This is a genomic window from Limnobacter humi (assembly GCF_024518835.1).
Taxonomy (GTDB): Bacteria; Pseudomonadota; Gammaproteobacteria; order Burkholderiales; family Burkholderiaceae_B; genus Limnobacter; species Limnobacter humi.
Genome location: NZ_JANIGO010000004.1, coordinates 91081 through 114273, shown reverse-complemented (window position 1 = coordinate 114273; position 23193 = coordinate 91081). Strand labels below are relative to the sequence as shown.

Genomic DNA, 23193 nt, shown 5'->3' with positions numbered 1-23193 from the left:
TTTCCTATCGGGTGTTCAAGCACTCGACCGGAAAACTTTGCAAAGTTTATCGAATAGCCCGGTAAATTCAAGTCATTCTTCCGACCAAATTTTCGAGACTAAACTCTATTGACTTTGCGCAGTCGTTCCGAATTTTAAATGAATTCACTTAATTTAGGGTTTCTACCCAGCCTGCTTTTGCAAATCCAATTAAAAAATATTGAAATTCTTTGTCTTGAAGGGCTGATTCGGCAGTATCGACATCCATTTCGTGTTCATTTGCCAGTATTTGCAGCAACTTTAGACAGGATGCGGTTTTCGGCGCGATTGCCTCACCATTGATAAAACACTGGTCACCTCGGAACAACATTTTGGTTTTCATCGACAATGCGATTCCCCGGGCCTTCAGAACCTTCAAAATTTCTGACGGTGACATGTCCTCAGTGTTGTGTACAAAATACACATGGGGCTTGGGTTCTGTCAGTAAGCAGCCCAGGCTTTTTTCAAGCTGGTGGATTTCGGGTTTAAATTCGTCCAGCAATTGTCTGGCAAATTTCACCAAGTCCGTTGGTAGTTCGGCCGGGGTGGTGGTTTGACCGCGCTGTGGATCGGAAAATAAGCTATTTTTCAGGGATGCCGTGTGCTCCACTGTATCGGCCAAGTCTCTCAGCAAGCCACCCAGCACCTCCGCATGGGTCGGTGCCCGAAATCCGATGCTCAAGGTACTGCAAATGCCTTCGGCGATGCCTTCGTGCCCATAATTGGGGGGAAGGTACAGCATGTCGCCGGGCTCCAGCACATATTCCTCGGTTGGTTCAAAACCCTCGAGGATTTTCAATGGGGTATCTGTGCGCAGTCGGGCGTTTCGCAGTGGGCCAATTTTCCATCGACGCGTGCCATGCATCTGCAGCAGAAATACATCATAAGAATCATAATGGGGGCCAACGCCACCTTGATCGCTGGCCAGGCTGAGCATGACATCGTCCAAGCGGGCATCCGGGATAAAACGGAACCGATGCAACAGTTCATAGGCTTCCGGCAGAACCTGGTCAACACCCTGAATCAACACCGTCCAACCTTTGGTTTGCAAGAGAGGCAGTTTCTCAAACGGTCCTTGTTCAAGGTGCCATTGTTCGCCTTTCCGCTGAATCAACCGGCTTTCGATGTCCTCGTCAGAAGCCATTTCCGCGATGGTGTCCAGGTCGCACAACGGTTCAAAATCAGGAAAAGCGGCCCGAAATAAACGAGGGCGAACATGCCAATCCTCGTTCATGAAGGTTTCTACTGGTAGTCCGGACAGGTGACTAAGGGCAGGGATCATGGTCTGGTTCAATCGCGATTGGCCCGTGGGCTCGGTCGGTTTGGGTATGGAATTAAGGCGTATCATAGGCCACCTTGACAGGTGCACCGCGTTGCGCCCTTTAATTTTCGGAGTTTTGGCAATGAATGTAGAACAAGGCATGGTGGTGACCGTGGATTTTGAGTTGCGTGATGCGCAAGGCGATGTAATCCAGCCCCATGGCGGCGAGCCCATTGTTTACCTGCAGGGCGGTGAACATGAGGTATTTCCCAAGCTTCAGGAGGCACTGGAGGGTAAAGCGGTTGGTGAGGAGGTTTTTATCCAGTTGGAGCCCGAGGATGCGTTCGGTGATTTTGATCCTGAATTGATGCGGATCGAATCCATCGAGAATTTTCCTGAAGAATTGAGCATTGGCATGCAGTTGGAAGAAATGCCGGTGGAGGATGAAACATCGCCCGATGAACCGGCCAATGCCGAAAACACGGGCTTTGGTCGTGTGTGGACTGTGACGGACATTGCGGATGGCAAGGTGGTGCTGGATGGCAACCACCCACTGGCAGGGATGGCTTTGCGCTATCACTTGAAGGTCACGGACATACGCCTTGCCAACGCCGAAGAAATCGCCAATGGTGCGGCTGCCCAGTCGTTGTTTTCAGTGGCATCCAATCCGGATGCCCATAAACTCAATTAATTAACCAGCCTGCCGGGCGTTCAGTTTGGGTTTTCAGTGCTTACTAGAATGCTCTCGGCCTGGAATGGTTTCGGTTTGCCGGGTGTGATGGTGACCTTCACCCATTGGTTGGTGAATGGATGGCCCCAGCCTTCCACCCGGTACATCAGCGCATTCACCTCTGGTGTTGCGCCATATTTGCTCAAGTCGGGTTGGTCCCATCGATATCGGTGCGTGTCACCGTGGGCGATCAGCATGGGGCGATGGGTGTTCGCGGTGAATTGCACCAATCGTTTCATGAGCGGTTCGTAGCCATCGGGCCTTACCAGCATTCGGTCCATGCTGAATGGCGTACCCGACCCATCCAGTGGGTCGCCCTGGAAGGCAATCACTGTTTCGGTGGGTGCATCGTCTTTTTTGAACAGTTGTTCAGCCTCCGCAAGCCAGGCATCCACCGCCTGTTGGCGCGTATTGAACAAGCGCTGAACCTCTTCGTCGCGCAGGCCGCGTGAGCTGGGGTTGACCAGATCGTTGTTGCTGCCAGGTATGTTCAGGGTGATGAACAGTGTGCTGCCCTGTTGCCACATCAAATGCTCAGGAAAACCCAAGGCAGTTTGCTGGCGTACCTTGAACGCCGCTTTGCCCAAGGTCAATGGCTTGGTGTAGACCTGTTTGCGCAGGTAGGCGAGCCGCTCTTGGGGGTCGAAACTGCCGTTGCTATCCCGATGGCAATCGGTCCATTCATTGTCACCTGGCAACAGAACCAGTGCTTTTTGGATTCTCTTCAGTTGGTTCAGCCGATGCCTGATCAAGCTGTCGGTGCACAGTTCGCTGCCGCCTTTGATGTCACCCACGTGCAGAATCCACTCCACATCATGGTTGCGATCCAATTCTTTCAGAAGAGTGTCCAAGGCCTTTTCCTGGGACGGGTGGTAGGGTTGGTCACCGATCAGGGCAAATGAAAAGGGCGGGTTCAATAACCGCTGAATCTGTTCGCTGGCTTTGTCCAACAGCATTTTGGTTGGGCTCATGATTTGAGCCTCGGGGGTGCCACTGGCTTTCCCGTCCGCAAAAACGGGTGAGGCCGCCATCAGAAAGCCGCCTAGCACGACGGCCATGGATCGAAAGTTGTGCAGCATGCGCAGCGTGGTGAAAGGAGGGGTCAATGAAATTGTTGCTGTAGACCTTTCAGGTGAAACAAAAGTTGCAGTGCATCTCGTGGGGACAGATCGTCTGGATCCACTTCGGCCAGTTTTTCCAGAATGAGTCCCAACTCCTCAGGCAGTGCAGGTGCTTGGTTTGGTGCAGTGGCTAGGCTGTCAAACAGCCCAGCCTGCGCATTGTTGGTGTGTTGCGCAGCTTCGAGCTTTTCAAGTCGTTTTTGTGCATTTTTCACCAGCAGGGCCGGTAACCCAGCCAATTTGGCCACTTGCAGACCATAACTCTGACTGGCTGGCCCCGCTTCCACCCGGTGGAGAAACACCAACCTGCCCTGATGTTCTGTGGCCGACAGGTGCAGATTAAACACCCCATCCTGTTCCATGGCCAGTTGAGTGATTTCGAAATAGTGTGTGGCAAACAGGGTAAGGCAGCGGTTGTGTTGGGCCAGGCGACGCGCGATTTCCCAAGCCAGGGACAGACCATCGAATGTGGATGTACCCCGACCAATTTCATCCATGATCACCAAGCTTTGCGATGTTGCCTGACGAACGATGGTGGCTGCCTCCGTCATTTCAACCATGAAGGTTGAACGGCCGCCAGCCAGATCGTCCGACGCTCCAATGCGGGTAAATATGCGGTCCAGAATGCCGATTTGCGCATGGTCTGCTGGCACGAAGGAACCCATGTGAGCCAAGAGGGCAATCAAGGCAGTTTGACGCATGTACGTGCTTTTACCGCCCATGTTGGGGCCCGTGATGAGTGCCATCGATCTGCCAGGGTGCAACTGGCAATCGTTGGGTGTAAACACCTCGACCTGCTGCTCGATGACCGGGTGACGGCCACGCTGAATGTCCAACACCGGGTGGTTGACCATGTGCGGGCGTGTCCAGCCGGCATCAAAGGCCACCGTGGCCAAAGCACACAAGGCATCCAGCTCGGACAAGGCTCGGGCACAGCGCTGCAGGGCGGGCGTGAATGGGTCTAACCACACCAGCAGTTGTTCGTAGATCACTTTCTCAAGGTTTAGCGCACGGTCTTTGGCTGACAGCGCTTTTTCCTCAAAAGCTTTCAGTTCAGCCGTGATGTACCGCTCGGCATTCTTCATGGTCTGCCGGCGCGTGTAATGCGCAGGCACTTTGTCAGCTTGTGCCGTAGACACCTCGATGTAAAAGCCATGAACGCGATTGAATTCCACTTTGAGGTTCGCAATGCCTGTCGCTTCGCGTTCTTTCCGCTCTAGTTCGATCAGGAATTGGCCGCTGCCGGTTTGAATGTCCCGAAGTTCGTCCAGCTCGGCATGATAGCCAGCGGCAATCACGCCGCCATCGCGGATGAGGGCAGGTGGATTATCGTCCAGCGCTGTTTGGAGCTCAGTCAGTAACACCGACGGAAATTGCAGTGCCTGGCATGTTGCTTTAAACGCGGCTGGGCTGTTGTTCAAGTGGCTGCCGTGCTCGAGTTCACCGTCCAGCCTGCCCAGCAACTCGGCGAGTATGGGCAGAAGGGCCAGACTGTCTCGAAGCGCCAGCAAGTCACGCGGTTTGGCACTTTGCAGGGCAATTCGGCTGCTGATGCGTTCCATGTCGCACAGCCGGCGCATGTGCCGGGTCAGTTCTGTGCACACGGGTTCGGCACTGTCGCTGCGCAAGGTTTGCAAACGTTCAATACCGGTTTGACGCTGCTCAATTGTATTCAGGCTACGCAGGGGTTCCAGCACCCACTGCCGAAGCCGCCTTGCACCCATGGCGCTGCCGGTTTTGTTCAGGCGGGAAAACAGCGTGGGCGCTGGGTCACCCCGCAAGGTTTCAGTCAGCTCCAGGTTACGCCTGGCCGCTTCGTCCAGCACCAGATAATCGCTACCATGTTCCACCTGAATGTCGGACAGGTGTTTGAAGGTGTCGACATTGAGGTGGGTTTCTTTGGCATATTGCAATGCCGCACCCATGGCGGGAATGGCCAAACTGGCCTTGTCCAGCTCCAAACTGTCCAGGTTGGCGGCTTGCAGCACACTTTTGAGGTGGTTTTGAGCAAAACCCGCATCGAAGTGCCAGGCTGGTCGTTCAATGGGGTGTCCAATGCCAGCTTGCGCCGCCAGGCTGCGATTATTCACGAGGATTTCAGCCGCATTGAAGCGGCTGATGTGGGCATTCAAACCGGCATGATCGCATTCCAGCAGGCGTACGCTGCCCGCAGACAGGGCCATGCACACCACGCCCCATTGGTGCCCATTTTCAGAGTACAGGGCCAGCAGGGTTTTGTTTTCCTGATCGGGCAGCAGGGTACTTTCGGTGAGTGTGCCCGGCGTAACCACACGGGCCACTCGCCGTTCCATAGGCCCTTTGGTTTGGCCAGGCGTTCCCACTTGTTCGCAAATGGCAACCGAGTGCCCCAGCGCAACAAGTTTGGCAAGGTACTGGTCGGCGGCATGGAACGGCACGCCCGCCATGGGAATGGGTTGCCCGGCGGACTGTCCCCGGTGGGTCAGGGTGATTTGAAGCAACTGGGCAGCCGTTTGGGCGTCTTCGAAAAACAACTCGTAAAAGTCGCCCATGCGGTAAAACAACAGCTTGTCCGGGTAACTGGCTTTCAGCGTCAGGTACTGCTGCATCATCGGCGTGTGGTTGTCAAAAGCCGATGGGGTGTTCAGGGCGTTTGCGCCGTCGTTCACAGTGCGTTCGGTCACGTTGCTGGTGCCTCGCTGGCTGTCCGCTTACTTGAAACTCAACAGGTATTGAAGTGCCTTTGGGTTGCCGGCCACGGCATTGCCGCTGTCCATGTAGTCGCCATTGCCTTGCGGGTCAGTGATCAGGCCTCCTGCTTCAGACACGAGCAGCACGCCGGTGGCCAGGTCCCAAGGCTTCAGTCCAAAGCACAGGTAACCATCGAGGCGACCGCAGGCCACATAGGCCAGGTCCAGCACTGCAGATCCCGACTTGCGAATGCCAGCGGTGCTCTCAGTCAGCGCGAGCATTTTCTTTTTCACGTCCTGGGAGCCTTCGCTGACGCCACTGGGAAATGCGAAGCCGACCAAAAACTCATTGGGTTTGCTGCGTTTAGACACACGAATACGGCGATTGTTGAGAAATGCGCCTTCGCCCTTGGATGCAGTAAACAGGTCATTGGTGGCGGGGTTGTAGACCACCGCTTGCTGCACAACGCCTTGCACGCGCAATGCGATGGCAATGGCATAGTGAGGGTAACCGTGAATGAAGTTGGCGGTGCCATCGATGGGATCGATGATCCACTCGTAATCGGAGGTGCCAGATGCACCGCTTTCCTCGGCTAGAATGGCGTGGTCAGGAAAGGCTTGTTTCAGGGCGTCAATGACGGCCGCCTCAGCGGCCTGGTCAGTTTCAGTCACAAAGTCATTGGGGCCCTTGACGCCGACCTTGATCTGGTCCAGATCGAGTTCCGCCCGGTTAATGATTTTTCCAGCGGCGCGAGCGGCTTTAACCGCCACGTTCAGCATCGGGTGCATGGCCTGTCCTTCGAAGTCTAAATGTCATTTAACCCACCATTATAGATGAGCCTAGCCAATTCCCTTGCCAGCATTTCGATTGTTCTCGTAAAAACCAGCCATCCAGGCAATGTTGGGTCGGTGGCTCGGGCCATGAAAACCATGGGTTTGGGCGATTTGAGGCTGGTCAGCCCCCGGTTTGATGACATTGCGTCGCACGAGGAAGCGGTTGCCTTGGCCAGCGGAGCCGTGGATGTGTTGCAACAGGCCCGGGTCTACAACAGCCTGCCTGAAGCACTGCACGACTGTCACCGCTCGTATGCCCTGTCTGCGCGCCTGCGGGAATTGGGGCCGGTGTTGCAAAGCCCGGCGGTGGCCGCAGCGGAGGTGTTTGAAGCGCGGGCATCGGGACTGAACAGTGCGTTTGTGTTTGGCGCGGAGCGAACAGGCCTGACCAATGAGGAACTGCAGCAATGCAATCGGCAGGTCTACATTCCGTCCAACCCGGTTTACAACTCCCTGAACTTGTCCCAAGCGGTCCAAATTGTTTGCTATGCCTTGCGGGTTGAGGGGGAGTTGCGAACTGGGGCCGATGTTCCGCAAGTGCCCAATCCAGAAAAGCGAGGGGCTGCTGCAGTTAACCTGGCCACTGCAGAGGCGGTGGCCCAGTTGCAGACCCATTGGTTGACTGCCATGGAGCGGGTGGATTTTCTCAATCCCGACAAACCGAAAAAGCTGATTCAGCGTTTGTCTCGCTTGTTGGGTAAAGCCCAACTGGAGCAGGAGGAGGTGGACATGTTACGGGGTTTTTTGAGCGATGTGGTCCGCGTGGCCGACGGGCGGCTTTACCCCCACGAAGCGGGCGGCCAACGGTCGCGCAGCGAGTGATGCTGGTACACTGCCCAATCCGATCCAATCATTCATCACCGGCACGCCATGTGGGTTCGTATTCAGGAAGACATCGACAACATTCTCAAAAAAGACCCCGCTGCACGCGGACGTCTGGAAGTGTTGCTGTGCTACCCCGGTTTACATGCGCTCATCTGGCATCGCATGGCCCATGCTTGCTGGGGGCGGGGAATGACCACGCTGGCCCGCTTCTTGTCACATTTGGGGCGCTTTTTCACGGGCATTGAAATTCACCCGGGCGCCACCATTGGTCAGCGCGTGTTCATCGACCACGGCATGGGTGTGGTGATTGGCGAAACAGCGGTGATTCAGGACGATTGCACGATTTACCAAGGTGTTACGTTGGGCGGCACCTCGCTGGAGCAGGGCAAGCGCCACCCAACCTTGGAACGGGGGGTGGTGGTGGGTGCCGGGGCCAAGGTGCTGGGGCCTTTCACGGTGGGTGAGGGCGCAAAAATCGGTTCCAATGCAGTGGTGACCAAGCCTGTACCCGCCGGTGCAACGGCGGTGGGAAACCCTGCCCGCATGATTGTGAAGGACGAGTCCGATGTGCAGTCCCATGAAGCAATCGGTGCCGTTAAAACCAAGGCTGAATTCTCGGCCTACGGTGTTTCCAAAAATGGGGATGACCCCTTGATCAAGGCCATCCATGGTCTGATTGACCAGGCGATTGTTCAGCAGCAGCGCATCGAGCAATTGGAGCGCGCATTGGCTGAACAACCGACTGCAGACCAGTCCGCGAACAACACCAGATCAGGCTCATCGGTTGAGCCTGTTTCAAAAGACTGTGAGGAATTGAAAGCCCTCAACAAGTTGGTGGACGACTAGGGTGGGGGCTGGCTAGTTGAACACCGTGAGCGCGTAGGCGCCGTTGGCCTGAATGCTCAAGAAACCACCCTTGGATTGCCCGGGTTCTGGGGTGTCAAAATTCCAGTCCGGCAACACAATCCGGATACCGTCGACCAGTTGGCCGGTGTGTGAGCCTTGGATGGCTTTGCCCCCTGCGATGTGCACAGCGCAGCGGTGTGTGTGCCCATGCACCATGGCGTGGCAAGGTCCAATGTAGTCACCGTCTGGCCATCGTCCGAGGAATGCCTCTTGAACAGCCACTGCATTGACGTCTTGAATGGACAGGGCGCTGTTGGCTTTGTGCGCTGTACTTTCCTGCCGGATACTCTTCGCCAGGGCAATTCGATGGTTCAGTGGTTGGCTCAGTAGATTTTTTTGCCACGCCACCTCCCGGCTTTGTCGGCGAAATGCTTGGTAGGCTGTGTCATCGGTACACAATGCATCACCATGGGTTAACATCAACACGCGGCCTGCAATATTAAAAAATTCCGGATCGGGTTGCAGGGTCATGCCGCAGCGTTCTGCAAAGTCCTCCCCCAACAAAAAATCACGGTTACCATGCATGACCGACAGTGTCGCACCTGCGGCAACAGCGCTGTGGACTGCCCTTTCAAACCGCATGGTGCATTCATCGGAATAATCATCGCCGTACCACACCTCGAAAATGTCTCCCAACAGCCAGACGATGGCATCTTCTGTGGCCACACCAGCCAGCCAGTTTTCAAAGGCTTGAAGGGTGTGCGGGGTATCTCGAGACAGGTGTAGGTCCGATGCGCAATACAGGGTGGAATGGTCAGACAGTTCAATCACAATCGTTCAATTCGAGAGTTTGGTTGGATTTGTCAGGTTGATACAAAAAAGCCCCCGACCAGCGGAGGCTTTCTAGGTATCAGTGCGGTTGGATTACAGCACTTCCACGCTCTGGATCACCACGTCTTCGGCCGGCACGTCTTGGTGAAAGCCTTTGGATGCGGTGCGAACCGTGACAATTTTGTCCACAACGTCCATGCCTTCAGTGACCTTGCCAAACACGCAATATCCCCATCCTTGGGGTGTTGGGCTCTTGAAGTTCAGGAATTCGTTGTTTTCAGTGTTGATGAAGAACTGGGCTGTGGCGGAGTGCGGGTCATTGGTCCGCGCCATGGCGACCGTGTACTTTTCGTTTTTCAGGCCGTTGTTGGCTTCATTTTTCACCGGGTCTTTGGTGGGTTTTTGTTTCATACCCGGTTCAAAGCCGCCGCCCTGGATCATGAAGCCGTTGATGACGCGGTGGAAAATGGTGTTGCTGTAAAAGCCGCTTTTGGCATAGTCCAGAAAGTTGGCCACAGTGGCCGGGGCTTTTTCAGCATCCAGAGTGATGGTGATGTCACCGAAATTCGTTTTGAGTTTGACCATGGGTTTTTTGCCTGCCTTAGCAAACGCAGTTGAAATTGTTGAGGTTCCGATGCTAACAGCAAATGCCGTCATCAGCGACCACTTCAGGAGAGTTCTTTTGCTGTCTTGCACGGTGTGTCCCTCTGCTTCAAAGTTTTTCGGTGTCTTCCTGGACAATTTGCCAGCGGGTACCCACTTTCATCCAGTATTGCTGTTTGCGAACCTCGCCAGACACGCGGTCTTCCTGCCGGAATGACACCCACATCATGTCATTTTTCTCGCTTGGATAACGCATCATGGTGATGTCATTGATTTTGATGGTGCCAAAACCTTTTTGGTCCAGATGCTTGGCTCGCTGCCAGGCACCCAGGTCCTTTCCATCGATTCTCACTTCACTGGAATAGTGCGCCAGTCCTTTGCTCAGGCCCTTTTCAAGATCATCTTTCCACGCCTTCAACACCCGAATGGATGCCTTGCGCTGGGTCTGCCAAACGTCTTGTGGTACAAAGTCGAGCCGCTCAGCGATCAGCACCTGGGTATTGCCCACTCGCACAAACTGCTTCAAGGCCAGCAGGTCCTGGTTGGCCAGAACCACGCACCCGTCACTGGCTTTTGGCGGCCGGCTCACATAGCTTTTGGGCATGCCATGTAGCCAAATGCCATTGCCGGTTTTGCCCAGTCGTTTGTCCCAGGTGTTTGGGTAATTGATGGGCAGCGCAATCGGCCCATAAAAGTCGCTTAGCTTTTCTTTGGGCAACAGCTCGGTGATGGTATACACGCCAATCGGTGTTCGCTTGTCACCTTCCTTGCTTTTGACCGCACCCATGCGCCCTTGGGAAATGTAAAAGTCGGTCACCAAGCGCGGGTAGGGGAATGCGTTTTCGTACAGAAACAGACGGGAGCGGGAGGTGTCCACCAAAATGACATACCGCTGGTCGCTGTCCAGTTCAACCAGCTCGGCAGGCAACAGGTCACGTTTGGGCCGATCGCGAACAGCACGAAAACGAGCAACAGCTTCGGCCTTGAGGTCGGCCAGGTCATCTTGCTTGGACTTGGGCACATTTGGAATGTCCCCAATGCTTCGGACCATCCGACCTGCTTTCATGGACAGGATGTCACCCCGAATCATGTAACCCAGGTGGAAGTTTGGAAACTCCGCCAGCAAGCGATCGGTCAGTTTGAGTGCTTTGTCCAGTTGGTTGGCACTCAGGGCGAGATAGATGTCTTCCACAGCCGTGTCGATGACTGGGCGGTAACCCTGGCGGTCAAACAGCTGTCCTGCCAAGGCCTTGGATCCAGTCTGCACATCGGCATAACCAGCCAGTTCAAATGCCCCTTCTTTGGACTCAACGAAGCTGGGCGCTGCGGTTAGCCCCCAGAACAGCAAGGGCGCCATTAGCTTGATGCCCTTGCTCCATCGTCGCCATGTCCTGCCAACCCACTGCATTTAGCCTCCCACGCGCTCGCTGGTGATTCGCCAGGCGCCATTTTCAAGCTTCATGGTCAGGGTTTTGTTGGAAATGTTATTCAGACGGTTTGAGAAATAGCTTTGCTTGAATTTGACGGTGGCCTCATCGCCGGTGATCGTGATCAGCGGATTTTCAACCACCACGCGGATGGATTCTTTCCCGACAATACGCTGTTCACGCATTTTTTCCCAGTTCTCGCGGCTCATTTTGCCCGGAGTATCAAATTCCTCGCTGTAAGAATTCAAGTAGGTTTTGATGTCTTGATCTGTCCAGGCTTTTGCCCAACGTTCCACTGCATTGAGGACGTCGGTGTCTGTGCCCAGGGTGGGCTTGTTGGCTGGTTTGTCCTTGCTTGGCGTGCTTGCAGAAATGCTGGGAAGGCTGGTTGCGGCCGCCACCGTTGCTGCTGCGGCTGGCGCTTTGGCGGTTGCCGTCACAATGGGTGCTGCGGGCGAAGACGGCTGGTCGGTGGCCGCCGGGGTGGCACTGGCAACCACCGGTGGTGTGGTCTGGGGGGCCGCTGCGGGTGCGCTTGTCTTTGCTTTGGGGCTAGCCGCTGGCGTGGCCGCAGCCAGAGTTTCTGGCGTTTTGCCGGCAATCAGATTGCGCACCAAGGCCAGTTTTGTTTGCGCAGTTTGGTTGCGACCATCCAGTTGAAGCGCTTTGTCATACGATTGTGACGCCAGTTTGGCGTACACATCGCCCAGGTTTTCATGGGCGGTGGCATAGCTGGGGTGGGTGCGGATCGCCATCTCCAGAGCCTCACGCGCCTTTTCGTAATCCCCCTTGCCTGCGTACAACACCGCTAGGTTATTGTAAGGCTCGGGCAATTCTGGGTAATCCTCGGTCAGTTTGGTAAATATGGTGATGGCTTCGTTGGTTTTGCCCCGCTCAGTCAGGATCAAGCCCTTCAGAAATCGCATTTGAGCATCATTGGGTCGGTTGGCCAGGTAAGCATCGGCCCGGGCCAGCGCACGGTCATACTGGTTTTGCTGAATCAGTTTGGAGACTTCGTCTGCTTCGTCAGCGCGGCTGGGGCCGCCGGCCAGTGCCAATCCCATCAACGCACACACCAGCAGGGATCTTGCAGTGTTGCGCGGCTTTTTGTGTGTGTTTGTCATTGTTGTTGTGTCCTGCATGCGATTCGCAAAAGGGTTGCCTCGAGAACTGAATGGGGTACGGAAAACTCGGTAATCGGGTAATGATATACTCGGCCGCTATTGTAGCAAGCCCCGGAGCGGGTAGAGTGGTTGCTCACCCGACCTGTCGGGGTTCCATGCATCCGCGGTACTTTCAACACATTCCCATGAAATCAACTTTCCAAATTTACAATTCGCTGGCCCGGGAAAAACAGGTGTTTGTGTCCATGGCGCCCGGGCAGGTGCGCATGTATGTCTGCGGCATGACCGTTTACGATTTTTGCCACCTGGGGCATGCCCGCGTGATGGTGGTTTTCGATTTGTTGAAACGCTGGTTGCGCGCACTGGGCTATACCGTTACTTACGTTCGTAATATTACCGACATTGATGACAAAATTATCCGTCGCGCCCTGGAAAACGGGGAATCCATCCGTGAATTGACCGATCGGTTCATCGCCGCCATGCATGAGGATGCCGATGCGCTGGGTGTTGAACGTCCGGACCACGAGCCCCGAGCTACAGAATATGTGGCTGAAATGCAATCAATGATTCAATCGCTGATGGACAAGCGCTTGGCCTATCGGGATGAATCGGGGGATGTCAATTTCTCGGTGCGCGCGTTTCCGCAATACGGACGCCTGTCGGGCAAAAGCGTGGATGAACTTCGTGCCGGCGAGCGCGTTGGGGTGTCCGGCACCAAAAATGATCCGCTCGATTTCGTTCTCTGGAAAAGTGCCAAAGCCGATGAGCCTGCCGACGCAAAATGGGCATCGGCGTTTGGTGAAGGTCGCCCTGGTTGGCACATTGAATGCTCAGCCATGAGTTGCAAATTGTTGGGCAATGATTTCGATATTCATGGCGGAGGCGCGGACCTGCAGTTTCCACACCATGAAAACGAGATCGCCCAAAGTGTGGGAGCCAACGGAGGTGAGTTTGCGCGCCACTGGATGCACAATGGATTTGTGCGCGTGGTCACTGACGGCAAAGACGAAAAAATGTCCAAATCCCTGGGTAATTTTTTCACCATTCGAGACATACTTCGAGTGTACGATCCCGAGGTGATTCGCTTTTTCATTTTGCGGGCCCAATACAGAAGCCCGCTGACCTACTCTGAGGCGCATCTGCAAGATGCAAAGGCCGCATTGGGTCGACTGTACAAAGCAGTGGGTGATGTCCAGCCCGTGGCAGACATTGACTGGAATCTGGACTTCGAAACCCGCTTTGCGCTGGCGATGAATGATGACCTCAACACGCCTGTGGCTGCAGCTGTGCTGTTTGACATGGCCAATGAGGTGAACCGTGAGGCTGACCTTGCGTTGGCCGCCCGGTTAAAAGCGTTGGCCCAATTGCTGGGTTTGCTGGGACGCACCGGAGAGGCTTTCCTGAAAGCCTCAGTCGGTGAGCAGGCCGTGCTGGGTGAGGCGGACATTGAGGCACTGATTGCACAGCGTGCGCAGGCCAAGGCCGAGAAAAACTTTGCCAAGGCCGATGACATTCGAAAAAGCCTGCTGGACCAAGGGGTTGCATTGGAAGATGTGCGCGGTGGCCCCACCCAATGGCGACGCGTGTGAACCTCGACCCTCAGGCGCCCGATTATTGGCGCCAGGCCTGCCAAGAACTGGCCCGGCGTGACGCAGTCTGGGCTGGCCTGATCGAGCGCCACGCCGATCGCGCATTGCGCTCACGCGGAGCGCCATATGAAACCTTGCTCCGTTCATTGATCGGTCAACAGATATCGGTGAAAGCTGCTGACGCAGTGTGGGGGAGGGTTGTCGCCGCTTTGGGTGATGTTGTAGACAGCCGCCGTCTACTGAATTTGCCCGAGGAGCGTCTCCGGGCCGCTGGTTTGTCCAGATCCAAGGTGAGTTATGCGCGAGCGCTGAGTGAGTTTCACCAAGCCGGGCAACTGGACCTTGCCCTACTCGATGGCTTGACGGACGATGAATGCATTCGCCACCTGTGTGCCATCAAGGGCATCGGTCCCTGGACCGCACACATGTTTTTAATGTTCGGGTTGCGTCGGCCTGATGTATGGCCGGCAGACGACCTCGGTATCCAGAAGGGCTTGTCCCGCCAATTTTTCAACGGCCAACCCATAACCGCCAAAGAAGCACTACAATTCGGGGAAAAATTAAGACCTTGGCGGACAGTGGCAGCATGGTATTTGTGGCGCAGTCTCGATCCAGCCGTGGTCGACTACTAAGAGAACCTCATGAAGCAAACATTCCTGGATTTTGAGTCACCCATTGCAGAGCTCAAGGGCAAAATTGAAGAGCTGCGGCTGGTTCAAGACGGCTCAGCGGTCGATCTTTCCGAAGAAATTCGGCGTTTGGAGACCAAAAGTGATCAACTCACCAAAGAGTTGTACGCCAAGCTGAGCCCTTGGCAAGTGTCGCAGGTGGCGCGTCATCCCCAGCGCCCATACACCCTGGACTACATCGAACATGCATTCACCGATTTTCATGAATTGCATGGTGATCGGCATTTTGCAGACGACCCCTCCATTGTTGGGGGCCTTGCGCGTCTGGATGGACAGCCCGTGATGGTGATTGGCCACCAGAAAGGCCGTGATGTCAAGGAGCGTACGCATCGCAACTTCGGCATGTCTCGACCAGAAGGATATCGAAAAGCCCTTCGGTTGATGAAAACGGCTGAAAAATTCGGGATTCCGATTGTGACCTTGGTCGATACCCCGGGCGCTTACCCCGGGATTGATGCGGAGGAGCGTGGTCAGTCCGAGGCGATTGGCCGCAACCTCATTGAAATGGCTCAAATTGAAGTACCGATTGTCAGCGCGATCATTGGTGAAGGTGGCTCGGGCGGTGCCTTGGCATTGGCTGTGGCTGACCATGTCATCATGCTGGAATACGCCACCTACTCGGTGATATCACCCGAAGGTTGTGCGTCCATTCTGTGGCGCAGTGCTGAACGAGCGCCCGACGCTGCCGAGGCCTTGGGCATTACAGCAAAACGCTTGCGTGATCTCAGCCTCATTCAGGAAATCGTTAAGGAAAGTTTTGGTGGTGCGCATCGAGATCATCAAGAGACCGCACAAAACCTGAAAGCGTCGATCAAGGCAGCCCTCAACCTGCTGACGACCTATCAGGTGAAGACCTTGCTGGATGCCCGTCACGACCGGTTGATGAGCTATGGCCACTTCAAGGTTGTTCAGTCATCTTGATTGAATCGGGGCTCGGCCGTGAGCATCCGGTCAACAGGGCAATACATCGTTTTTTCTTATTGCACGGAGAGCATCTGCCGGTGACACAGCCTATGGCTGTGGCGCTTTCCGGTGGTCTTGATTCGACGGTCCTCCTGCATGCGTTGCACGCCACGGGCCGGCCTTTGATTGCCGTGCACGTGAATCATGGCCTGCAGCCTGCGGCCCAGGATTGGCCTGGCCATTGTGCTGCGCTGTGCGCTGCGTTGAATATCCCGTTTGAGTGCCTTGCGGTGGAGGTACAGGACACTGGCCTTGGACTGGAGGCGGACGCCCGGCAAGCACGTTATGCCGTGCTGCAACGCTGGATGAGCGCGCAGGATTGCTCGGTGCTGGCCACAGCACATCACCGAGATGATCAGGTGGAGACCGTGTTGCTTCAATTGTTCCGTGGATCTGGCATCAAAGGCTTGGCGGGTATGCGTGCCTACGGTCCAATGGGCGTTAACCGTGTTCAGGCTGTGGGTATGAGCCTGGTTCGACCTTTGCTGGACTGCACCCGACGAGATCTGGAATCGTATGCAGGGCACCACACCCTGAGCTGGGTGGAAGACCCCAGCAATGTGGATGTATCCATTCGGCGCAATTGGTTACGGCGCGAATTGTTGCCCGCACTGCGAGAACACTTTCCGCAAGTGGACCAGGGGGTGCTGCAACTGGCCCGTCACATTGCAACGGGTGTACAGGCCGACGCGCTTGCGCACCAGTCTCTGGTGATGACGCTGTGCGACTCGGACTTGCAACTGAAGTTGGCCGCTTGGCGGCCCTTGGCCCCAAGCACCCGAACAGCTTTTCTCAAGCATTGGCTGGAGCAGGGCGGTATTCGCTGCGGTCGGGAAGCCCTGCTGGAACTGGATCGCCAGTTGATGGCTAGCACACAGGGCGGGCGCAGGCAGGTCACCTCCGGTTGGTGCTTGAAGATTCACCGTGGTTTGGCCCGAATTCAACGCGAATTCTGACTTGACCCAGCAACGCGTCACACTCGGTTATGATTGAACAGTCGCCAGTCTATTCCGACTGGTTTTCCCCGTACTTTTTTTTCTCGTGTTCAGGCTTGTACCATGACCCAACCCGCCGACTGGTCCCACATTGACCCGGAAACCATCGCGCAATGGCTGGAGTCTACGGGGCAATTCAAAATCCTTCGGCGTATCGCCCTGCGAGACAATTTTGGCGGTGAGGTCAACAACCCGGTGCCAGTGCTGATCGTAGACACCGAGACGACCGGTCTTGAGCTGGCCAATTCAGAACTGATTGAGGTGGGGGCGCTGTTGGTTGAGGTGGATCGAGACACCGGTGCGCTGGGGCGTCTGCTGGGTCAGTATGGCGGCCTTGAACAGCCCCGCCAGCCGATTGCTGAAGAAAGCACTGCCATCCATGGAATTACCAACGAGATGGTGAAAGGCCAGCGGTTTGACGATGCGGTATTTGCTGATCTGGTTCGACAGGCCAGCCTCTGTGTTGCTCACAACGCTGCATTTGACAAACCATTCCTGATGCGTCGGTTCGATTGCTTGAGCGACACGGTTTGGGCCTGTACGTTTAAAGAGTTGCCTTGGACCCAGGAGGGATATACCGGTCGAAAGCTGGAATACCTGTTATCAGACTGCGGGTTTTTTCATGGCGCTCACAGGGCGGTGGAAGACTGTAATGCGCTGGCGCATGTGTTGGCTCAACCGTTGAAAACTTCCCATCGAATGCCATTTCAGGTCCTGTTCGAAAGCGCCAATGAATCCATCTACCAGATTGCAGCATTGAAAGCGCCTTTCGAAAAAAAGGATGTGCTGAAAACCCGGGGGTTTCGCTGGAATGCCGAGGATCGTGTGTGGGAATATCAGGCGATTGGATTTTCAGAAGGCAAGGAGGTCATCGAATGGCTCCGTACCCAGGTCTACGCCACCGACCAGAAGATCATGCTTGGCTTTCGCATTGAAGCTGGCACGGATCGCTATTCTGGACAAACCCTCAAACAGCAGTTCAAGGAAGTGTAACCCTTGGGTGCGCATGTTTACCCCAGCCTGACACCCACAGCGCTGACTGCAGGCTGGATGGCGCGAGAGCAGGATTTGTTGATGCAACTAAAAGCCCGTTTGCCCGACGGCTTTGTGGTGTATCACGGTTTGCACTGGACCCGGATGGAACATGGGATGACGGTGCTGGGTCACATCCAGTTTTTGGTGCTGTGTCCCAGTGGGTTATTAATTGGTTTACTCATGCGCACCGGTTTGATGACATTTCAAGACGGGCGATTGTACAAACAGCACGGCAATGTTCAGGAAGACCCTGTAAATGCACTGCACCGTCAAATGTCCCAGCTGCAGGACAAATTTTTGCGTGCACAACCCACCAAAATCCTGAAGACCGACTGGGTTTTGTATTGCCCCGATTTTTCTGTGCCCAACCCGCAGGGCTTGGCGGTGGAGTCAAGTCGTGTGGTGGATGCTGCGCAAAAAGATACTCTCGCGACCAAATTGAAGTTACTCAATGACGCTTGGGCGAATGCGGGCGCATTGCTTGAGCCCGACCATGCCAGCAGTGACCAGGTGCACCAGTTTTTGTGCAATGCCCTGGATTTGGTGCCAGAGGTGGGGGCTTTGTCCGAGGCTGCCGACACTGTGGTCACTCGCCTTGCGCAAGGCCTGGAGCAATGGGTCTCTCGTCTTGATGTTGAACCCTTTCGATTGCGAGTGGCAGGCACTGCGGGCTGTGGCAAATCACTGTTGGCGCTGAGGGAGCTGAGGCAGGCTGCCCAGGCCAAGTCGCGTGCCCTGTATGTGTGTTACAACCGACCTCTGGCGGCACACGTGAGTGGTCTGGTGCGCCAGGCTGAGCACATGGGTGTTCAGGTGTTCAATTTCCATGCCTTGTGTGACCGCATGCTTCGGGATGCAGGTCAAGAGCCCGATTACAGCCAGCAGGGGGCATTTGCGAGGTTGCCGCTGGCTGTACTGGATTTGCCGGTGGACCTGCGTTGGCAATTTGACACAGTGGTGGTCGACGAAGGGCAGGATTTCGATCCAGCCTGGTTACCCGTGCTGCTGCGGCTGGGGCACACCAGGACCCGCTGGCTTTGGCTGGAGGACCCTGAACAGAATTTGTATGACCAACCTGCCGTGCCGCTGCCAGGCTGGGTAAAGCTGACGGTGCCGGTGAATTATCGAAACCCCCGGCGCATTGTGGATGCCTTGTTGACCCTGCAGGCAAAATTTCAGGGTATGCAAGGCCAACCCTTGGAGATTGAATCTGCATGTCCACTGGATGGCTTGCCCTTGGAATGCCTGGCCTACACCACCGAAACCGAGCTGCTGGCCCAAACTGCCAAGGCCGTTACGCGTTGTCTGAAGCAGGGTTTTTCAAGGGACCGGATTGTTGTCCTGACCATGCGTGGGCATGAAAAGTCGCTGGTATTGAAGCAGCAACAGTTGGGGCCTTACAGTCTGCGGCATTTTACGGGTCAATATGATGAGCAGGGCAGCCAGGTGTTTACCCAGGGTGGTGTACTGGCTGAATCTGTTTACCGATTCAAAGGGCAGTCAGCCCAGGCTGTGGTGATTACCGAGCTTGCTTTGCAGGAGTTTTCACGCCAGGACTTCCGTAAGCTGTTCGTGGCCATGACCCGGGCCACAGTGAGTTTGAGCCTGGTCGTGGAGCAAGGAACGCTACAGAGCTTGGGTTTACGCCCGGGGGATTGGGCCGCATGAATCGAGCGGTGTTTATTTCAGGTCTTCCATCAATACCACCTGTGTTTCAGGTGAAATTTCATCCACGGTGTGTCTGTAAGCCGGGTGATCGATTCCCATGGCCACGGCTTCCCCGCCAATGAAGTCCTGCGCAGCCTGTGGGCTGAGCTGAAAACTTAAAAAATACACAGAGGCCGCCCGATCGGTGTGACGATCATCCAAGCCTGCAACCGGCTGCCCGTGAACGGGCGGGTGTCCGTCCACCTTGATCCATACCGCGTGTTCAATACCTTGCAACTGAGCCAGTTTGGCGTCTCGAATATCGGCATCGACAAATTCCAGGAGCAATGTGGCCTTCAGGGCGCGTTGTTCGGGTAGTAATGCGTTGTATACCGCCAGCTCGTGATGCAACGCGTCTTGCTCCATGGATTTGTCCACCCGGATCATTTCCTGGAGCTGATACCGAATGGTCAGTTCGTTTTCGAACAGCACAGTGGCGTGTTTGCCAATGTGCACAGTGCGCAGTTTTTTGAACGGAATCACACGATCGCGCCATTGCTGGCGTTGTGCTGCGTAAATGCCCGGTTTGAGCAAGCTGTTTCGGGAAATTTTGGCCATCGCGGTGCTGCAGGTGTCCGACAACATCTTTAGCTTAACGCAAAATGGCAAACCGGGGTCAGTGGCTCAGGGCTGGATTTTCCAGACTCCAGGCGCTGTCGAGCAGGCCTCGCCTCGAAATTTACTCTTCTGACCGCTGCTGGCCAGTACGCCCAGGTAGGTGCGGCAGGTGTCAGATTTGGCACCTGGTGAGAGATACACACCGTTGCCACTCAAGGGATTTACCCAGCGTACCGCTTGGCCAGTGGGTACCAGCTCGAGGGTATGTCCAAAACATTGCGCATCCAGTTGTCGGGCGGTGTCGTTCTTTCCATTGGGCAATACCGCGTCAAATGCCGCGTCGACGTCGACCATGGCCATTTGTGCCGGCAATGGCTTTTTGTTAGGCCCGATGAGTGCCGGAACATTGCACTCACCTTTTAGAACGCCGTAATCGGAGACCCATCCCTTACCAGTGTAGCCAATGAAATTGCGAGCCGCGGCGATGCCAGCGCCACAAGCCAAGGCGAACCCCAACAACAGGGACAGGCTACGGTGTTGACCAAACAGGGATGACATGGATAAATTCGCGCGTGTGCTGCCTGAGGACATTGATAAAAACGGCATGGTGTCGTTAATCGTTGACCCAATGAGTGTATCTTTTTCTCTGAAGAAAATGAGCCAACAAGGCCGGAGACAAGACACAAAATGGGATTGCACGCCAAAACTGTATCACCGTTGGACATTGCCCGTGGTGCATTGTCCTATCTGCCCGATGTGCCCAGGTTATTGCCGGGTTTGCTGGGGTTGGCGACGTTGCGCCCAGGGTCACGGCGCTCACTGGCTTTGGTCTTTCAAAACCAGGCGGCCCGCCACGCACAACGAAAATTTGTTGATGATGGGCGTTTATGCCTCACCTATGGCCAGGCCAACGTCATGGCTAACCAGATGGCCAGGGGATTGCAAAGCTTGGGGGTACGGTCTGGCGATGCAGTGGGTTTACTGTCCCGCAACCGAACCGAGTTGCTGGTGGCGGTGATTGCAGTGGCCAAGCTGGGCGCCGTGTCTGCCTTGTTGAACACCAACCAAACTGGTTCGGCACAAGCGCATAGCATCGGTTTGGTTAAACCACGCGTGATTGTGGCCTGTGACCATGGCCTGCAGATTCTGAAAACCTTGGCCGAGGCCGATCCAGGTCTGTTGAAGGGTTGCGAACTCCTGGGGTTTGATATCGAGTCCAGCCACCTGGCGTTCAGCAGTTTTCGGCCAGTCTGGGAAAACCAGGCTGATCACAACTTGATGCAGACTGGTGAAATTGTTGCCAAAGCGCCCTGTTTTTACATTTTCACATCGGGGACCACTGGTTTGCCCAAGGCCTCCGTGATGAGTCATTACCGCTGGTTGCAAGCCATGTGCGGCATGAACTCTGCCACACGCCTGCGTGAGACGGATGTGTTTTACTGTTGTCTGCCCCTGTATCACAACAATGCGTTGACCGTATCCCTGGGCATGGTGGTCGCCGCTGGCGCCTGTTTTGCCATGGACGAAAAATTCAGTGCAACTCGGTTTTGGAGCCGTATTCGGCATTTTCAGGCCACTGCCTTTTGTTACATTGGTGAGCTGCTTCGTTACCTCATGAACCAGCCAGTCAGTTGTGAGGATCAGAACCATGAAGTCCGGTTTATCGTTGGCAATGGACTTCGACCCGAAATTTGGCGCTCCTTTGAGGATCGATTTGGTATTCACCAGATCTTTGAGTTTTACGGGGCCAGTGAATCCAATCTTGGCTTCATGAATGCTTTCGGATTGCGGGAGACCGTGGGTTTTTCGCCGATGCCTTATCAGATCGTGGCTTGCGATACGGACACCGAGCAGGCCCTGCGTGACAGCAAGGGACGGTGCATCAAAGTGGCCTTGGGCGAGGTGGGTTTGCTGATCAGCGAAGTGACCACCTTGCGACCTTTCGATGGATACACTGACCCCAAGGCCAATGAAGCCAAATTGTTGCGCAACGTCTTTCGTCAGGGTGATTGCTGGTTCAATTCGGGAGACTTGGTGCGTCGGCAAGGGTTTCATCACATTCAATTTGTGGACCGTTTGGGTGATACATTCCGCTGGAAAGGCGAGAATGTGGCCACTTCGGAGGTTGAAGGTGTGCTGGCCCGTTACCCGGCACTGGACCACGCGGTGGTCTATGGTGTTCAGGTGTCTGGCACCGATGGTCGCGCGGGCATGGCAGCCATCTCGTTGAAAATGGGTGTTGAGCCAGATTGGCAAGACCTTGCCCGGTTTTTGATGGCAGAACTGCCCGCGTATGCATTGCCGCAATACTTGCGTGTGATTCAACAGCCCGAAACCACCGGCACATTCAAATACCAAAAAGCCACATTGAAAAAAGAGGGGCTGGACACAAGCCGGATATCCGATCCCCTGTTGCGGCTAGACACCGCTGCAGGAAGCTATGTGCCGTTCTGACCTTTGTAAACCGCCCAAGCTGAATGATCAGCGGCGACCCAGAACCAGGTCCACAATCAATGTCAGGCTGTCGTCGTCATAGAGCATGCCGCTGTGGCTCACGGTTTTTTCTGGATAAACATCTTGAATGTATAAATTTTGCACACCAGGTTCCCGAACGAATTGTGACTCCACCGGAAGCACCACCTGATCATTTTTGGACGCTAACACGGCGTAACTCACCCCTGGCACGGTGATTCCACCCTGTCTCAACGATTGCACAATGTCAGACTTTGGGTGCTGATCGGCGCAAGCCAGGCAATATTCCACTTCCGATCGTTTTGGGGTTTTGGCAATGCGCGTGCCCTGAACACTGGGGGCTAGCGCGATGAAACGGTTGACGTCCTGCCTTGCCCCCAGAAATTTCAAGCTGTAAAAACCAACCAGACCGCCTTGTGAGTGGCCCACCAGCGTGACATGGCGTGCGCCAGTGGCTGCTTTGACCAGTCCGATGAATCGCGTCACTTCCTGAGCTGAGTCATCCACCGCCTCTACGCCCTGAAACCAGTCTGAATCGGATTTCCCACCGTAATTCAAGGTAAACACGCAAACCCCCGCGTTGGACAGGCGTGGCGCCAGGGCACCGAAGGACAGCGCACTGCTGGAAAACGTGCCATGGATTAGAACAACCGGATTTTCACCGTGACTGGGTCTGCAGGACCAGTTGTTGGCGCCAGCCGGTACTGCATGGCCCAGAAAGACCCGAGACAGCAGGGACTCAGTCCATGAGCTGGATTCTGGAATGGTTGGCTTGTCAGGCCTTGGCAAGGGTTCAGCGGACAAGTGGGTGGCCAGACAGCTCAAGGTCAGGCCGATCCAGGCAATCAATGCTTGCATGCGGTTCCTTCAATTGGGTGGGGCACCCATTTCCAGTG

At 55.2% G+C, this 23193-nt stretch carries 21 protein-coding genes; 10 read left to right on the top strand and 11 right to left on the bottom strand.

What is annotated here, in order from left to right; translation table 11 throughout:
• Window positions 1–148: 148 nt before the first annotated feature.
• Window positions 149–1300: a cupin domain-containing protein gene (locus NQT62_RS12195; RefSeq protein ID WP_256764997.1), complete on the bottom strand. Its 1152-nt coding sequence runs from the start codon at window positions 1298–1300 to the stop codon at window positions 149–151.
• A 121-nt stretch (window positions 1301–1421) separates the two neighbouring features.
• On the opposite strand from NQT62_RS12195, the gene NQT62_RS12190 reads away from it, so the two are divergent.
• A complete protein-coding gene (locus NQT62_RS12190; protein ID WP_256764996.1) occupies window positions 1422–1970 on the top strand; it encodes an FKBP-type peptidyl-prolyl cis-trans isomerase in 549 nt (182 codons plus the stop codon).
• A 20-nt stretch (window positions 1971–1990) separates the two neighbouring features.
• Here NQT62_RS12190 and NQT62_RS12185 read toward each other — a convergent pair whose 3' ends face one another.
• From NQT62_RS12185 to NQT62_RS12175, 3 genes are all read right to left on the bottom strand, one after another.
• Window positions 1991–3067 carry a metallophosphoesterase gene (locus NQT62_RS12185; protein WP_256764995.1) on the bottom strand — a complete coding sequence of 359 codons (1077 nt, stop codon included), beginning with the start codon at window positions 3065–3067 and terminating at the stop codon, window positions 1991–1993.
• Window positions 3068–3111: 44 nt separating this feature from the next.
• Window positions 3112–5721: a DNA mismatch repair protein MutS gene (gene mutS / locus NQT62_RS12180; RefSeq protein WP_256765188.1), complete on the bottom strand. Its 2610-nt coding sequence runs from the start codon at window positions 5719–5721 to the stop codon at window positions 3112–3114.
• A gap of 99 nt (window positions 5722–5820) precedes the next feature.
• Complete coding sequence (locus tag NQT62_RS12175; RefSeq protein WP_256764994.1) at window positions 5821–6588, bottom strand: inositol monophosphatase family protein; 768 nt, start codon at window positions 6586–6588, stop codon at window positions 5821–5823.
• A 45-nt stretch (window positions 6589–6633) separates the two neighbouring features.
• On the opposite strand from NQT62_RS12175, the gene NQT62_RS12170 reads away from it, so the two are divergent.
• Complete coding sequence (locus tag NQT62_RS12170; RefSeq protein ID WP_256764993.1) at window positions 6634–7455, top strand: RNA methyltransferase; 822 nt, start codon at window positions 6634–6636, stop codon at window positions 7453–7455.
• A 48-nt stretch (window positions 7456–7503) separates the two neighbouring features.
• Window positions 7504–8304, top strand: coding sequence for a serine O-acetyltransferase (gene cysE, locus NQT62_RS12165; RefSeq protein WP_256764992.1), 801 nt, complete (start codon window positions 7504–7506; stop codon window positions 8302–8304).
• A gap of 12 nt (window positions 8305–8316) precedes the next feature.
• Here the strand turns inward: cysE and NQT62_RS12160 are convergent, their stop codons facing one another.
• The 4 genes from NQT62_RS12160 to NQT62_RS12145 form a co-directional block, all read right to left on the bottom strand.
• On the bottom strand, window positions 8317–9135 hold the full coding sequence (locus NQT62_RS12160) for a UDP-2,3-diacylglucosamine diphosphatase (protein WP_256764991.1): 819 nt from the start codon (window positions 9133–9135) through the stop codon (window positions 8317–8319).
• A 93-nt stretch (window positions 9136–9228) separates the two neighbouring features.
• Window positions 9229–9720 (bottom strand): peptidylprolyl isomerase, encoded by a 492-nt coding sequence (locus tag NQT62_RS12155; protein ID WP_256764990.1) that lies wholly within the window; start codon window positions 9718–9720, stop codon window positions 9229–9231.
• A gap of 127 nt (window positions 9721–9847) precedes the next feature.
• A complete protein-coding gene (locus tag NQT62_RS12150) occupies window positions 9848–11146 on the bottom strand; it encodes a L,D-transpeptidase family protein (RefSeq protein ID WP_256764989.1) in 1299 nt (432 codons plus the stop codon).
• Window positions 11147–12289 (bottom strand): L,D-transpeptidase Cds6 family protein, encoded by a 1143-nt coding sequence (locus NQT62_RS12145; RefSeq protein ID WP_256764988.1) that lies wholly within the window; start codon window positions 12287–12289, stop codon window positions 11147–11149.
• 185 nt (window positions 12290–12474) lie between these two features.
• On the opposite strand from NQT62_RS12145, the gene cysS reads away from it, so the two are divergent.
• From cysS to NQT62_RS12115, 6 genes are all read left to right on the top strand, one after another.
• The gene (gene cysS, locus NQT62_RS12140) at window positions 12475–13878 is read left to right on the top strand and encodes a cysteine--tRNA ligase (RefSeq protein WP_256764987.1); all 1404 of its coding nucleotides are present in this window, start codon (window positions 12475–12477) and stop codon (window positions 13876–13878) included.
• Entirely contained in the window at window positions 13875–14510 is a 636-nt protein-coding gene (locus tag NQT62_RS12135; protein WP_256764986.1) for a DNA-3-methyladenine glycosylase family protein, read from the top strand. Before cysS ends, NQT62_RS12135 begins: the two co-directional genes overlap by 4 nt.
• Before the next feature lie 9 nt (window positions 14511–14519).
• A complete protein-coding gene (locus NQT62_RS12130) occupies window positions 14520–15488 on the top strand; it encodes an acetyl-CoA carboxylase carboxyltransferase subunit alpha (RefSeq protein WP_256764985.1) in 969 nt (322 codons plus the stop codon).
• A gap of 80 nt (window positions 15489–15568) precedes the next feature.
• Complete coding sequence (gene tilS / locus NQT62_RS12125; protein WP_256764984.1) at window positions 15569–16486, top strand: tRNA lysidine(34) synthetase TilS; 918 nt, start codon at window positions 15569–15571, stop codon at window positions 16484–16486.
• A gap of 102 nt (window positions 16487–16588) precedes the next feature.
• Window positions 16589–17518, top strand: a complete 930-nt coding sequence (locus NQT62_RS12120; RefSeq protein WP_256764983.1) for a 3'-5' exonuclease — start codon at window positions 16589–16591, stop codon at window positions 17516–17518.
• Between the two features lie 3 nt (window positions 17519–17521).
• The gene (locus NQT62_RS12115) at window positions 17522–19228 is read left to right on the top strand and encodes an ATP-binding domain-containing protein (protein ID WP_256764982.1); all 1707 of its coding nucleotides are present in this window, start codon (window positions 17522–17524) and stop codon (window positions 19226–19228) included.
• A 12-nt stretch (window positions 19229–19240) separates the two neighbouring features.
• On the opposite strand, the gene NQT62_RS12110 is transcribed toward NQT62_RS12115, so the two are convergent.
• Entirely contained in the window at window positions 19241–19825 is a 585-nt protein-coding gene (locus tag NQT62_RS12110; protein WP_256764981.1) for a DUF3501 family protein, read from the bottom strand.
• Window positions 19826–19891: 66 nt separating this feature from the next.
• Window positions 19892–20383, bottom strand: coding sequence for a hypothetical protein (locus NQT62_RS12105; protein WP_256764980.1), 492 nt, complete (start codon window positions 20381–20383; stop codon window positions 19892–19894).
• A 129-nt stretch (window positions 20384–20512) separates the two neighbouring features.
• Here NQT62_RS12105 and NQT62_RS12100 point away from each other — a divergent pair, with 129 nt between their 5' ends.
• Window positions 20513–22279, top strand: a complete 1767-nt coding sequence (locus tag NQT62_RS12100) for a long-chain-acyl-CoA synthetase (RefSeq protein WP_256764979.1) — start codon at window positions 20513–20515, stop codon at window positions 22277–22279.
• Between the two features lie 27 nt (window positions 22280–22306).
• Here the strand turns inward: NQT62_RS12100 and NQT62_RS12095 are convergent, their stop codons facing one another.
• Window positions 22307–23155, bottom strand: a complete 849-nt coding sequence (locus NQT62_RS12095) for an esterase/lipase family protein (protein ID WP_256764978.1) — start codon at window positions 23153–23155, stop codon at window positions 22307–22309.
• Between the last annotated feature and the right edge of the window lie 38 nt (window positions 23156–23193).